The organism is Veillonella sp. LMAG:90, assembly GCF_008679445.1.
In the GTDB taxonomy this organism is placed as follows: domain Bacteria; phylum Bacillota; class Negativicutes; order Veillonellales; family Veillonellaceae; genus Veillonella_A.
The window spans coordinates 1,065,276-1,078,768 of sequence record NZ_NAND01000001.1 but is presented as its reverse complement, the minus strand read 5'-3'; the positions used below and the strand labels follow the sequence as shown (position 1 = coordinate 1,078,768).

Annotated in this window: 13 protein-coding genes; 2 read left to right on the top strand and 11 right to left on the bottom strand. The window is 43.0% G+C overall.

Annotated features, from left to right (window positions below):
* Nucleotides 1-7: 7 nt before the first annotated feature.
* The 5 genes from hemE to CCC71_RS04710 all read right to left on the bottom strand — a co-directional run bounded on the left by hemE (nt 8) and on the right by CCC71_RS04710 (nt 5,147).
* The gene (gene hemE, locus CCC71_RS04730) at nt 8-1,036 is read right to left on the bottom strand and encodes a uroporphyrinogen decarboxylase (protein ID WP_021841275.1); all 1,029 of its coding nucleotides are present in this window, start codon (nt 1,034-1,036) and stop codon (nt 8-10) included.
* Nucleotides 1,037-1,068: 32 nt separating this feature from the next.
* The gene (locus tag CCC71_RS04725; RefSeq protein ID WP_247239881.1) at nt 1,069-1,485 is read right to left on the bottom strand and encodes a DoxX family protein; all 417 of its coding nucleotides are present in this window, start codon (nt 1,483-1,485) and stop codon (nt 1,069-1,071) included.
* A 31-nt stretch (nt 1,486-1,516) separates the two neighbouring features.
* The gene (locus tag CCC71_RS04720; RefSeq protein ID WP_021841273.1) at nt 1,517-2,164 is read right to left on the bottom strand and encodes a hypothetical protein; all 648 of its coding nucleotides are present in this window, start codon (nt 2,162-2,164) and stop codon (nt 1,517-1,519) included.
* A 185-nt stretch (nt 2,165-2,349) separates the two neighbouring features.
* Nucleotides 2,350-4,020, bottom strand: a complete 1,671-nt coding sequence (locus CCC71_RS04715; protein ID WP_021841272.1) for a glutamine--tRNA ligase/YqeY domain fusion protein — start codon at nt 4,018-4,020, stop codon at nt 2,350-2,352.
* Between the two features lie 149 nt (nt 4,021-4,169).
* On the bottom strand, nt 4,170-5,147 hold the full coding sequence (locus CCC71_RS04710) for a 2-hydroxyacid dehydrogenase (protein ID WP_296333121.1): 978 nt from the start codon (nt 5,145-5,147) through the stop codon (nt 4,170-4,172).
* 419 nt (nt 5,148-5,566) lie between these two features.
* Between CCC71_RS04710 and CCC71_RS04705 the strand changes: the two genes are divergently transcribed.
* Nucleotides 5,567-5,971: a PDZ domain-containing protein gene (locus tag CCC71_RS04705; protein ID WP_127058403.1), complete on the top strand. Its 405-nt coding sequence runs from the start codon at nt 5,567-5,569 to the stop codon at nt 5,969-5,971.
* 197 nt (nt 5,972-6,168) lie between these two features.
* On the top strand, nt 6,169-7,098 hold the full coding sequence (locus tag CCC71_RS04700; protein WP_021841269.1) for a fumarylacetoacetate hydrolase family protein: 930 nt from the start codon (nt 6,169-6,171) through the stop codon (nt 7,096-7,098).
* 273 nt (nt 7,099-7,371) lie between these two features.
* On the opposite strand, the gene CCC71_RS04695 is transcribed toward CCC71_RS04700, so the two are convergent.
* The 6 genes from CCC71_RS04695 to CCC71_RS04670 form a co-directional block, all read right to left on the bottom strand.
* Nucleotides 7,372-8,208 carry a nucleotidyl transferase AbiEii/AbiGii toxin family protein gene (locus CCC71_RS04695; protein WP_226974027.1) on the bottom strand — a complete coding sequence of 279 codons (837 nt, stop codon included), beginning with the start codon at nt 8,206-8,208 and terminating at the stop codon, nt 7,372-7,374.
* Nucleotides 8,209-8,216: 8 nt separating this feature from the next.
* Nucleotides 8,217-8,807 carry a type IV toxin-antitoxin system AbiEi family antitoxin domain-containing protein gene (locus CCC71_RS04690; protein ID WP_021841267.1) on the bottom strand — a complete coding sequence of 197 codons (591 nt, stop codon included), beginning with the start codon at nt 8,805-8,807 and terminating at the stop codon, nt 8,217-8,219.
* Between the two features lie 102 nt (nt 8,808-8,909).
* Complete coding sequence (locus CCC71_RS04685) at nt 8,910-9,032, bottom strand: hypothetical protein (RefSeq protein WP_296333118.1); 123 nt, start codon at nt 9,030-9,032, stop codon at nt 8,910-8,912.
* A 9-nt stretch (nt 9,033-9,041) separates the two neighbouring features.
* Complete coding sequence (locus tag CCC71_RS04680; protein WP_296333115.1) at nt 9,042-10,133, bottom strand: HipA domain-containing protein; 1,092 nt, start codon at nt 10,131-10,133, stop codon at nt 9,042-9,044.
* Nucleotides 10,134-10,249: 116 nt separating this feature from the next.
* Nucleotides 10,250-11,680, bottom strand: a complete 1,431-nt coding sequence (gnd, locus tag CCC71_RS04675; protein WP_021841265.1) for a decarboxylating NADP(+)-dependent phosphogluconate dehydrogenase — start codon at nt 11,678-11,680, stop codon at nt 10,250-10,252.
* Complete coding sequence (locus CCC71_RS04670; RefSeq protein ID WP_021841264.1) at nt 11,670-13,490, bottom strand: ATP-dependent nuclease; 1,821 nt, start codon at nt 13,488-13,490, stop codon at nt 11,670-11,672. Before CCC71_RS04670 ends, gnd begins: the two co-directional genes overlap by 11 nt.
* Nucleotides 13,491-13,493 lie beyond the last annotated feature (3 nt).

The window sequence follows — 13,493 nt, the reverse complement described above, 5'->3', positions numbered from 1 at the left end:
CCGTCCCTCATCGCGCCGTCACTTCATGCACATAGGACACGATGCGCTTCAATACATCCGGATTAGCTTCCGGCACAACCCCATGGCCCAGGTTAAAAATATGACGACCATGTTCCTTACCTTCCGCCAAGATGCGATCGATTTCGCCCTGAATCACCGGCCAATCCGCAAATAAATAGGCCGGATCCAAATTGCCCTGCACCGCCTGCGTAATCCCCATAGCTTTCGCATCGGCAATCGGCGAACGCCAATCAAGGCCGATTACATCAACCGGCAATTGGCGCCACAACGGCAATAAGTGATACGTCCCTACGCCGAACATGGTGATTGGCGTAGTCGGGAACTTAGTCTTTAAGGCCGTAATTAACTCTTTCATAAACGGATAAATGCGGGCTTCGTATTCGCGCGCACTCACGGCACCTACCCAAGAATCAAAAATCTGGATGGCGGCGGCACCTGCTTCGATTTGCGCACCTAAATAGACAATGCTCATGGCTGTCAATTTTTCCATCAACGCATCCCACAAATCAGGACGCGTCACGAGCATTTGCCGCGTTTTCTGATACGTCTTCGAAGGGCCCCCTTCCAGCATGTAACTGGCTAAAGTAAACGGGGCCCCGCCAAAACCGATGAGCGGCACCTTAAGTTGCTCTTTCGTCAGAATACGAATTGTTTCCAACACATGAGGCAAGGACTCCGCCATATCGAGAGCGCCGATAGCGGCAATATCTTCCGCCGTGCGAATCGGATTGCCGATAACCGGACCAATGCCGGACTTGAGCTCTACCTCCACCCCGATAGGCACCAAAGGAGTCATAATATCTTTATACAAGATAGCAGCATCTACATTATATTCTTCAACGGGCAAGCGCGTAATATAAGCGCAAAGCTCCGGTTGTTGTGTTATTTCGAACAAGGAATATTTTTCCTTAATACGGCGATATTCGGCTTGGCTGCGGCCTGCTTGCCGCATAAACCATACGGGGCAATGAGACGTTTCTTCCCCGCGTATCATTTGTAAGTATGTCGAATTCATAAGGTATCTTCTTTCCTTTGTTATACGCAATTTTATCGTTTGGTAAAGGCACTATCTACACTGTAGCGGCCCGGACCTGCGATAAAGAGCATAATGGCGCCGAACATCATCTGTGAAGGATAATCACATCTAAAAAATCCGGCGTCCCATGCGGCTGCAGTCGCAATGAATAAAGTGAATGCAATCAATAGCGCGCCGAGACGTGTCAAAAAGCCCAAAATAAGAAGAAATCCGCCTAAAAGTTCTGCCCCGGCCGCGGCCATACCGAGCAACAAAAAACCGTCCGGTACACCGAATTGAGCCGTCGTATGACCGATGGCATATAAATTTTGCTCACCACCGGCAAATTTGAAATATCCGTGAGCCATCATGGATAAACCGAATACGATGCGATAAAACAACAATCCGAAATCATGATAGCGAAATAAATTATGAAATAGCATATTCATTCTGCTTCGTTATTCTCCTTATTTGCTGACTTTATTTGATTACTTTGGCGTAGCCGTTAACAATCGGCCACAAGGTATCATCATCGGCACTGTTAAGAGCGATGACGCGAACACTCGGTCCGAAATATAAATTATCGTACAAAACTACATGAAGGGTTTCACCGTAAATTACAGTGCTTACCATATTGTCAAAACGCAAAGTACCGGTATAGGTACCGTTTTTCTGCAAAGTTAACGGTTCGATGACACGATACTGTTGGAATACATTTTGGCCGCCTTCATTGATTAATTCGGCCAATTCCGGCAATACGGAATCTTCTTGTTTGTCTTTATTTTTCGTACTGAAAGAAAAGACCGGCATTTCACTTTCAATGCCCAAAGTACGAAGGCCCTGTTCACCAAGACGAATATCCGCTACGATGCCGTAGCTGAACACATTGTCTTTTTTATAACGCAATTGGTACACATCGGCACTCAATACGCCGCGATTCAACAAGTACTGCTGAATATCCTCACTGTTCGTAAATAAAGCTTTTTCCGAACCGGCCGACAAGGTAACATTCGTCGGTGCCTTAATATCTTTAATAGCTGTAGTGGCCGGTGTGGCCGCCTGCACAGCACTCCCCACACTAAAGGTAAGCGCCAACACAGCCGCTGCACACCAAGTAGTTAGTTTCATGCACAACTCCTTTTTGCTGACTGACTATTCTGACTCTTCTGCTTAACTGCTAACAGTCCGGCAACAAGGCCGGACCGACTAGCATATTACTGTAAATTAATCTCAATAACTACCGGCTAACGATGAGCTTACTCCTGCTAACGGTTAGCTTATTCCTGCTAACAGTTAACTTATTCCGGCTAACATTAACCTTTTTTCTGTGCTTTCGCCCAGCTGTCACGCAGGCCCACAATACGGTTCATCACGATATGTTCAGGGGTGCTGTCCAAATCGGTTACGAAATACCCCTGACGCAAGAACTGGAAGTGGTCGCCCGGTTTCGTCGTTTTGAAAGCCGGTTCCCCTTTACCCTGCATTACTACCAAGGAATTTGGATTAAGCTGTTCTAAGAAATCTTTGCTTTCCCATTCTTCTTCAGGTTTTAAGAGATAATCGTACAAGCGAATTTCCATGTCCACCGCCGTGGAGGCTTCCACCCAGTGCAAGGTGCCTTTTACTTTACGCTGGCAACCGCTGCCGCTGCGGCTTTCCGGATCATAGGTACAATGAATTTCTTTAATAGAGCCGTCTTCGTTTTTAATGACTTCATCGCACATAACGATGTAAGCACCTTTGAGACGAACTTCTTTGCCCGGGGTCATGCGGAAGAATTTTTTCACCGGAACTTCCATGAAATCGTCCTGTTCAATGTAGATTTCACGACCGAACGGAACTTCACGAGTACCCATAGCTTCATTTTCCGGATTGTTTTCAATGGTCATCATTTCCGTCTGACCTTCCGGATAGTTAGTAATAACCACTTTTACCGGGTTAATAACCGCCATCTGACGCGGTGCTTTCATCTTCAAATCTTCACGAATACAGAATTCGAGAAGCGCAATATCTACCACACTATCCGCTTTAGCTACACCGATGCGCTGACAGAAATCGCGAATCGAAGCCGGTGTATAACCGCGACGACGCAAACCGGAAATGGTAGGCATACGCGGATCGTCCCAGCCGCTTACGAGATTCTTTTCAACAAGCTGACGCAATTTACGTTTACTCATGACCATGTTGGTAACATTTAAGCGAGCAAATTCAATCTGCTGAGGTTTTTCCGTATCCGGCCAATCTTCAAGAACCCAATTGTAAAGCGGACGATGCACTTCAAATTCCAAAGTACATACGGAATGGGTGATACGTTCAATCGCATCTTCTACAGGGTGAGCAAAGTCATACATCGGATAAATGCACCATTTGTCGCCCGTGCGATGATGTTCCGCATGCATAATACGATACAATACTGGGTCACGCATTACGATGTTTGGCGAAGCCATATCAATTTTGGCACGAAGCACTTTTTCACCGTCTTTATACTTGCCTTCCTTCATTTCTTCAAAAAGACGCAAGTTTTCTTCTACCGGACGGTCACGATATGGGCTGTTGGTGCCCGGCGTACCGAAATCGCCGCGAGTTTCTTTAATCTGTTCCGGCGTCTGATCATCCACATAGGCTTTGCCTTTTTTAATCAATTCTTTCGCATATTCATACATGGTGTCAAAGTAGTCGGACGCAAAATATTCGCGGTCGTCCCAATCAAAACCGAGCCATTTTACATCGGCTTCAATGGATTTCACATATTCCACTTCTTCTTTGGACGGATTGGTGTCGTCAAAACGAAGGTTCGTAAGACCGTTATAGTCATTGCCCAAGCCGAAGTTTAAGCAAATCGACTTAGCATGGCCGATGTGAAGATAGCCATTCGGTTCCGGTGGGAAACGAGTATGCACACGTTTGCCGTACTTACCGGATTCGTTATCTTTATTTATAATCGCCTCTATAAAATTAACTGTTTCATTATTTGGAGTTTCCAACAACAATCATCCTCTCTGCGACTTAATGTCCGTTTATTTACATCTCTTTATTTTATCATAAATAGAGACTTATTGATAGCTAAAGTCCGACCGCAACGGACTTCGTATCGAAGTGGCCAAACAATAGTATCGAAGCGGTCAAACACTAATTACCCCTTATAGTTTACTTCCTTATTTACGCATGTTTTAAGCGGTTTTCCCTGCAAGCCCAGAATAATGTTATCGGCCGTAAGCATAGCCATGTCACGACGGGTACGGTCTGTGAAGGAGCCAATGTGCGGTACCACCAGCACTTTACCGGTCTGCAAAAGCGGATGATCAGCCGGTAACGGTTCCGGATCCGTTACATCCAAAGCGGCATAGTCGATTTCCCCTTCATTAAGAGCCCACACGAGCGCATCGGTGTCCACGATTTTACCGCGGCCCACATTGACAAACAGCGCATCATTTTTCATCTTTTTGAACGCCTCTTTGTCAAACATGTGATACGTTTCCGGCATTAACGGAGCCATAACGAGGACCACATCGCTTTCGGCCAAGAGTGTATCGCGATCACGGTATTCAACCATGTATAAATGCTCATCCGCACGTTTATGACGATTGTTGTAAATAACGGTCATACCGAACGCCCGGGCACGGCGCGAAATGGAAATCCCGATGGCGCCAAGTCCGATAATCCCCAAAGTCGAACGACTTAAATCTTTACCTTTAATATTGGACGGACGTTGTGCCCACATACCGCTTTTGACAAAATCCGCATTTTCCACAATGCGACGGCTCGCCGCTGCCACAAGCGTAAAGGCCAATTCGGCTACCGATTCGGTCAAAACGTCAGGTGTATTGCCGTAAGGAATCTGACGGGCCGTCAAATCATCCACCGTCACATTATCGTAGCCCACCGAAGCTTGCGCGATAACTTTTAAATTCGGTGCATCGGCGATTAAATCGGCATCTACTTTGACAGTATTAATACTCCAGAGAGCATCGGCCTCCTTGAGCCATTCTTTCAAAGTTTCACGGGGCATTGGCGTCTTTTCCGTCCATTGCTTAATCGTCACATGTTCACCTAAATAGGCAAGCGCATCTTTACGAACCAAACCTGGTACAACTACAACTGGTTTACTCATTTGTGTCAACCTCCCGGACATATATAAAATCATTTGTATGTAAAAAATCTAAAACTTCGAAGAGTTATAAAAACTCTAAAAGCTGTTGCAACATATCTGAAAAAAACAGCCGAATTGTCAATCAAGTAAATTGATATCATCTCTCTCTTATTATATACAATTTGAGGCCATAGATAAAACAAAATCATAGATATTTTTAAATAAATAAATCTTTTGGTACTTTAGAATATTTTAATTGCTTTTTCATGGTAAAAAAATATCTCCTTTGTGCTCATGTTTTTCAGGAATATTACAACTATTTACTTTATCTATTCATCAATCTATGTTATAGTTAACTTATCGATAAATACAAACAATTAATCATTCTCCCAAGCTCGTCAATTACGTATTGTGAATTTATTTGAAAAGAGGAACTTCCTATGGCATATATCGACGCATTAACTGAACAAGAAGTTACACTACGTGATTTTAAATCTGTATTAAATCGACTCATGACCAATTACAATCCAAAGAAACCGGTTACGATTACCATCGAAGAAGACGGTGAATCACGTACATTTTCATTAGTACCGAAACGTACGCGCCGGCGCTCAAACGGTGAGGCATTTGCCATTAAGGAAATCCCGTTTGAAACGTTGGAAGAACCAAAAGAACCGGGTACTTACATGGCCATTGATACGTTTAATATTGCTGAAAACACACCGATTCCGTTTGTATACGGCTTGTATGTAGATTTTGACGGCATTCGGGATTTACGCTTTTTTAACGACCGTGCCAGTTGTCAAAAATGGCTTAACAAGAAGATCAAATTACTTGAAAAATAGGCGATGTATATAAAACTGTTTGATAAATATTCTAATGGATTCACCCGGCTTGAAATCCATTAAATTAGTTTTAAGCACATCGTATTTATTTAATATAAGCTCTTTTATATCGAAAAAAATATATTTATAATATTTACATGATTGTATAAAAACCGGCTTAGGTCGGTCATGAATCAGCATTACACTTGGGAGGACTTATGAAAATCGCAACCTTTACAACGCCATCCGGCTTCCGCCAATGGGGCGTTATCGACGACGAATCACAAACTATTCTCGGCAGTGCCGATTTGGAAGAAGCATACTTCTCCTTCCTACCGGAAACGATTGAAGAGCTCATCAGCTTAGGTGACGAAGGCGTGTTATTATTAGCTACAGCTTTGGAAAAACACAATGAATCACCTGTAGCCGTGCCTTACAATCTCAGCGATGTAACCATCGATACACCGTTCAGCCCACATCGCAACATTATCTGCGTGGGCAAAAACTACCGCGAACACATCGTTGAATTCGACAAAACGGCCGACGAACCGGAGTTCCCTATTTTCTTCAGTAAATTACCGACAGCCGTAACCGGCCCTAACCGCGTAATTCCGTTGCATCCGAATGCAACTTCACAAGTGGATTACGAAGGCGAACTGGCCATCATCATCGGCAAACGAGCCAGCAACATTCCGGAAGATGAAGTATATGATCACATCTTCGGTTACACCATTGTAAACGATGTAACGGCACGCGATTTACAGCGTCGTCACAATCAGTGGTTCTTAGGTAAAAGCCTGGACGGCTTCTGCCCAATGGGCCCTGCCATTTTAATCGGCAACAAACAACCGCGCGACTTTGAAATTCGCACCTATGTTAACGACGAACTTCGCCAATCGGGCTCCACAGAAGATTTAATCTTTTCCATCCCGACCTTGGTTAGCACCTTAAGCCGCGGCATCACCTTGGAACCGGGCGACATCATCGCCACCGGTACGCCATCGGGTGTAGGCGTCGGTTTCGAACCACCTCGCTTCTTGCAGGAAGACGATCTCGTATCCATCACCGTACCGGGCATCGGTACCTTATCTAACACCGTAAAACGATCCGCACCGATTACGGAAATCGAAGATTACGAAGATTTCTAAGACAAGAACTAAACAAAAGGGCTGCAACGAAATATCCCCCTAAGTCATTAACTTGACGCTTATAGCTTATTGCGTTAAGATATACATAAGACGAGCCGTCATAGTGATTAGTACCGCTAGGCTCATCTCTGGTGAAAATAGGAAATTGAGAAATAGCCTAGTCGTTACTTAACGATTAGGTCATTTTTCATGCAGAATTAAGACCACTAAGGTAGATAACTAAAAAATAAATTAAACAAGGTACTGTAACGAATTGATTTTTTATTCAATTCGTTACAGTACCTTTTCTTTATCCATTATAGTTTTTATCAAATCACATATATCATCAAATATTATATGCTGTGCATAGCTATACTCATATTGATATATCTCCCAACGTTTTTGCATTTCTTTACTATGTTTAACAGAATCCAAAATGTTAGGATAATCAGAAAAAATAAACACCGAATTTCTTCTCGTTGCCGTTTTATGTATTGCCTCAAATAATACTGAAAAATCAATCCGTTCCTCAAAGAGTTTTAAAAGTAAAAAGACATCGTAATAATCTCTCGGTCTTGTGCTCTGATCACCTCTGGATAATATGGTTTCAATTTTTTCTGCCAATACAGTAACAAAGCTATACGCCAAAATTGAGATACTTCTATTCTCAAATAATAATGGATATGAGTATTTAATCTCCTTCGGGCTGATACTATCACCGGTTGTAATATCTATTTTTAAATCTACAGCTAATTTCGAATTAGCATATTCTCCTTTTAAGGCTGCTCTATAACCAGCATAATCATCCGTTTCCCGTATTTCCTTAATTGAACTCAACACAAATGCAACTTCATCATTAAGCTGTATATCAATTATCTCTGATATCATAGATTCTATACTTTTTTGAGTAACTGGATATCCTTTAATTGTTGCATCCATATCCATTGTTGATCGTGCTGATAAACCGGCAATAGAAGCAATCAAAAATCCGCCCTTAAGAATAAACTTATCTTTATAAGATGATAAAGACATTCGTTCTAAAAATCGTTCTAACATAAAGTTTTGTAAAATAGATTGAGCTGTTATCTGTTTTTCCTTCGCAACTTTTTTGATTAATGCTTTAAATTTCATAACATTACTCATTGCAATACCTCTAAATAAGGTCTAATTCTCTTATCCACTTTTAATATTTTGGCATAAAATGACAATAAGGGAATATTTTTAGACTTACTACTCATATATTGTTTGAAGGCATCTGTTATCACTTGAATTTCAACTCTATTAGTGACTTTCACAATATCACAAAGTGTTCTCTCAATATTATACGCTCTGACCAAATTACCTGATGGACTAGTCACCTCTTCAACACCTAACTCAAATACATCTTTCTTTACTTTATTGCATCTAAACCCACTTCTAATGGGGGCCGATGTATTATAACCTTCAGGAAATGTAAACTGTAATTGCATTGGTGTTCTATCTGTAAAACCATGTAAATACAAAGCTGTCCCTAATGAAAAAATTCCTCTTTTATAGCTAACTTGTGCGTTTAAAAACTCATCTTCCCATGCTTCCGGCAACGTATATACACCACGAGATACTTTCTCTAATTTATTATCCTTAACAAGTTGCGATAAATAATTTCTCGATAAATTGGCTTCTGAAACCATAGAGGAAGTAACAATACCATTATTTTCATAGGCCATTTTTATTACAGCACTTTTACTCATATAGCTCCCCCCTTAAAACAAAATAACTTTCTTGCTCTAATTATATAAATTTAGAGCAAGAAAGTCAAACCATGCCCGTATTTAATTTTAAATAAAGCCATCTTAACCGAGTTCTTTCGCCATCGCATCAATACGTCCTAATAAAGTCTGAATCAACCCGGGCACTTTTCGCTCGAGCACTACCACGACTTCCCTACTCGTATCAACCGCCTCAAAGCGTGCCATCACTTCAGTTTATCTTTTTTCAAAAATATCCGGCACTGCCGCTTTCAATGCAGCATAATCGATATCATGAACCCCTGTTACATAAGTAAGTTCACGGTCATGAGTACCGTTTTCAGCAAACGCTTTAGACAAATTATATGGTGCCGGCTGTGCTTCATAATCACCACTAAAAGAGTTATATGCAAAGGTTCGGCCATTATCAAAAATAGGCGCCAGACCTATAAACTCAAGTGTCTCACTGTTCCGTAAGATACCGAAATTCCCCCAATGACGATCATCGTTCATTGTCAGATAATCAATAATAATCATTTCTTCCAGCTGCTTACGAATTTCATCCGTTACGGCACAACCATTTTGTCGTAGAAATTCCAAATAATTATCTAACCCGTTTAAATGATTGGTTCTGGATTTTTCCAATTGCCAAGCCGGTATAAACTCGATGGACGCCGTCGTGAACGCATCACAAGCGGATACGACCGAGCCACCGAATGTTCCCAAACGATACAACACATGGTTAAAACCCAGTACATCTAATAAATCGGAAACCACCGCTTCATTAAAAGGCTCCTGCATAAACGGCTGATTACCTGTTTTATATAGAACCGGCGATTCATCTGTATGCAACCACATCTGCGGTAAAGTACCGTTATTCGAAGTATTCGGCGTATGACTATGAAACGAAATCAGCGTTCTATCGCCAATCTGTTTTTTCAACGTCGTCAAAGATGAGATAAATATCGAATCATCTTCAAATGAATTATCATAGAAGTTTACATCAGCCCAAGTTACTTTACTGTCGGCCGGTTTAATCCAATAATGATCGGACACGCTAAGCATATAGGAGCGCAAGGATAGTTCCAGCGAGGAATCACTGTCAAAGTAATCCTTAATGGCACTGATATTGGGCCGTTCTTTAGGAATAACTCGATGATCCAAAAATTTATTCAAATTATATTCGTAGCCACGGAAGTTATCAATCATATATGGTGGCAAATGAGCAATACTTAACACTTCATTAACCTGTGCCCAAAGCATCATATTATCAAAAGAAAATAAAATACAGGGCACATCCTTATGCATTAATAAACATGTGCTATCCATAAATTTATTATGCTTCATGATGTGCCCCTTTCGTGCAAGTTTTATTCAATTCAAACGAAGCCTAAAATATCTAATAAGAGCATTCGTGTAACGACAAACTTAACCCACCAAAAATTTTATTTCCCTTCCAATTCAGCTTCCCATTCGGTATGGAAAATACCGTCTTGGTCAACACGTTCATACGTATGTGCACCGAAGAAGTCGCGCTGCGCCTGAATCATGTTAGCGGACAAATTGGCACGACGATAGCTGTCGTAGTAATCAAGGGATGCGGAGAACGCCGGAGTCGGAATGCCGAAACGTTTGGCTTCGATAATCGCTTCACGCCATTTAGCCTGATGCTGTTCGATGGCTTCAATGAAGAACGGATCGAGAAGCAAGTTGGTAAGTTCCGGATTGCGTTCGAACGCTTTTTTAATATCTTCCAAGAATACGGCACGAATGATACAACCACCACGCCATAAGAGCGCCATATCACCAAAGTTGATATTCCAGTTGTATTCTTTGGCTGCTGCTTTAATCAACGCAAAGCCCTGTGCGTAAGAACAGATTTTGGATGCATACAATGCGGAATGAATAGCATCAATAAAGGCTTTTTTGTCGCCTTTGTATTCCCCTTCAGGACCTTTGAGCATCTTAGCCGCTTCCACGCGTTCCGTTTTGTAAGCCGACATGCCGCGCGCAAATACAGCTTCCGCGATAGTCGGAATTGGTACTCCTAAATCAAGGGCTTCCTGGCTCGTCCATTTACCGGTACCCTTTTGGCCCGCTTTGTCGAGGATTTTTTCCAATAAAGGCTCGCCCGTTTCTTTGTCACGTACGCGCAAGATTTTAGACGTGATTTCGATTAAATAAGAATCGAGTACGCCTTTATTCCATTCGGTGAACACTTCGGCCATTTCTTCGGCACTCATGTGGAGCAACTCTTTCATCATGAAATACGCTTCGGAGATGAGCTGCATATCGCCGTATTCGATACCGTTGTGCACCATTTTTACATAGTGACCGGCACCGTCATCACCAACATAGCTGCAGCAAGGACCGTCAGCCACCTGAGCGGCGATGGACGTGAAAATTTTTTCCACTTCTTTATAGGACGTTTCGTTACCGCCCGGCATGAGGCTTGGACCGTTAAGAGCCCCTTCTTCCCCGCCGGATACGCCAACGCCTAATAAGCGGAAGCCTTTAGCTTCGAGTTCCTGGCTGCGGCGACGCGTATCTTTGAAATACGAGTTACCGCCATCGATTAAGATGTCGCCTTTATCCAAATATGGCAAGAACGCTTCAATCATGTCATCTACCGGTTGGCCAGCTTTTACGAGGAACATGATTTTGCGAGGTTTAGCGAGCATGTTAACGAGTTCTTCAGGGCTGTGAGCGCCGCCGATGTTGCCTTCGTGACCGAATTTTTGCAAAAACTCATCCGTTTTCTGCGGCGTACGGTTATAAACAGCAATGCTAAAACCTTTGTGTGCCACATTACGCGCTAAGTTTTGACCCATAACGGCCAAACCGACTAAACCGAATTCATATGTCTTATTTTCCATATTTCGTCTCCTCTGCCACAGCCAGCCAGGCGTCCTGTTGTTGCGCCAGCTGCTGTGCTTTTTTTATAACTCTTACAAACGCAGGGGGAATATCCTCCCGCTCTTTTATATTATACGCAATACACTTGCCGATAGTAATTCCTTTTTGAAAAAACAGCCAACTGAAGTAATACACTTCCAATAGGTGTTCTTCCCGATTCGGAATCGAATTTAATTTGCGTTCGTGAAACGCCCGGTTCACCAGACCTTGAGCTGACTCATTTTGCGACTTGGCGTACTTAATCAGCTTATCCACCCCTTGGGTGATGGCTTTTTTGGACACCAGCTGTGAACCGCCTTCAAGACTGACTACCATGCGCACAATATTATCCAAAACGGACCGTTGGCGCCGGCGAATCAAGTGACTGACCAAATCATATTCATAGCAAATTGTATCCGTGAAATATACTTGCTTTTTACCCGCCCGTACGTCGGTACGCACATCCCTATCATATAGGGCAATGACGGGAATGTCAAAACGATTAAATAATTCAGCCAATCGGCTGATAGACCCTTGGCCGCGGGCATTGATAAGCCCGATGCCGTAAAAGTCGAGCGGAATACCGAGCGTTTTGGCAAACTGCCGAAAACTACTGTACTCTGTTTCGCCCTCTACTATCATAACACAACGTGTATAGAGGGCCTCTTTGACCGCTGAAAAATAAGCAATCAAATGTTCTTCCGCCTCCGACGACACTTCAAAGGTCACCCCGCAGGCAATCTTCAACGACCCCGACGGCTGGCGATAAAAGCGAATAATCTGCCGATAATCATCGGACAAAACTTCCGCCGAATGGGTAACGATAAAGACCTGGCCTAAAATACCGTCAATGCCGAACACATCTTTTAAGATGCGCAAAAATCCGATATTCTCATTGGCCATCATTTCTTTAAAATAATCTACCATGGCCCGCTGCATGAGCGGGTTCAAATGGGTTTCTACTTCATCGAGGCTGATAGCCAGCGGTAAATACCGTTTTCCCTTCATCACGACAATACGCGACTCGAGGCGATTTTGTTTTTTCAAACGAAAAATCTTCTGCACCAAGCGAAATACCACCATGGCCACGAGGCGTAGCGCATCAGGCGTATAAAAGCCGGCATAACGCTCGCTCTTATCAATTTTCGTATGCGTCATGGATCCTCGTTCCATAAGCGGCCATTGCGTCAACTGAGCCAATACAATAATCATGTAAATCGGCAAATGAGGCATGACCATTTGAAACTGCCGAATGCGCAGCGCAATGAGCGACATAGACTTCGTGACGGGCGAATCTTTTTTACAAATCGCCACATCGAGGGCCTCGCCCAACAAATCGCGGAGCTCTTCGTAAAAGGACTCCTCCTTCGTGTCGAAAGAATAAATGCCAATATCCTTCAAGGCAAAATAGGCCATGTAAGTGAGCGTTTTAAGCGGTACCGACCGCCGTGCCGTCGTAGTCAACACCTCATAAAGACGCGGCTTCGTCGCTACATTCACCTGCTCCCACTCGAGCAGAATACGACCGTTTTTAACCGCCTTAATCAATAAGGGAGGCAACTCTTCGTGCGGCGTCACCACGATTTCAAGGCGAACCTTGACGGGTTTTACGATATCAAAAAAATCCCCTTCCACCAGCCTTCTGCCGGATGTCATGATCTGAATCAAGGCCAACAAATTAGACTTCCCAATCGAGTTTTCACCAATCAGATAATTACAATGCTCGTGAAAACTCAACTTCGTTTGATTCAAGTTACGAAAATTCTCAATTTCCAAAGTTGCTAAGTACATATC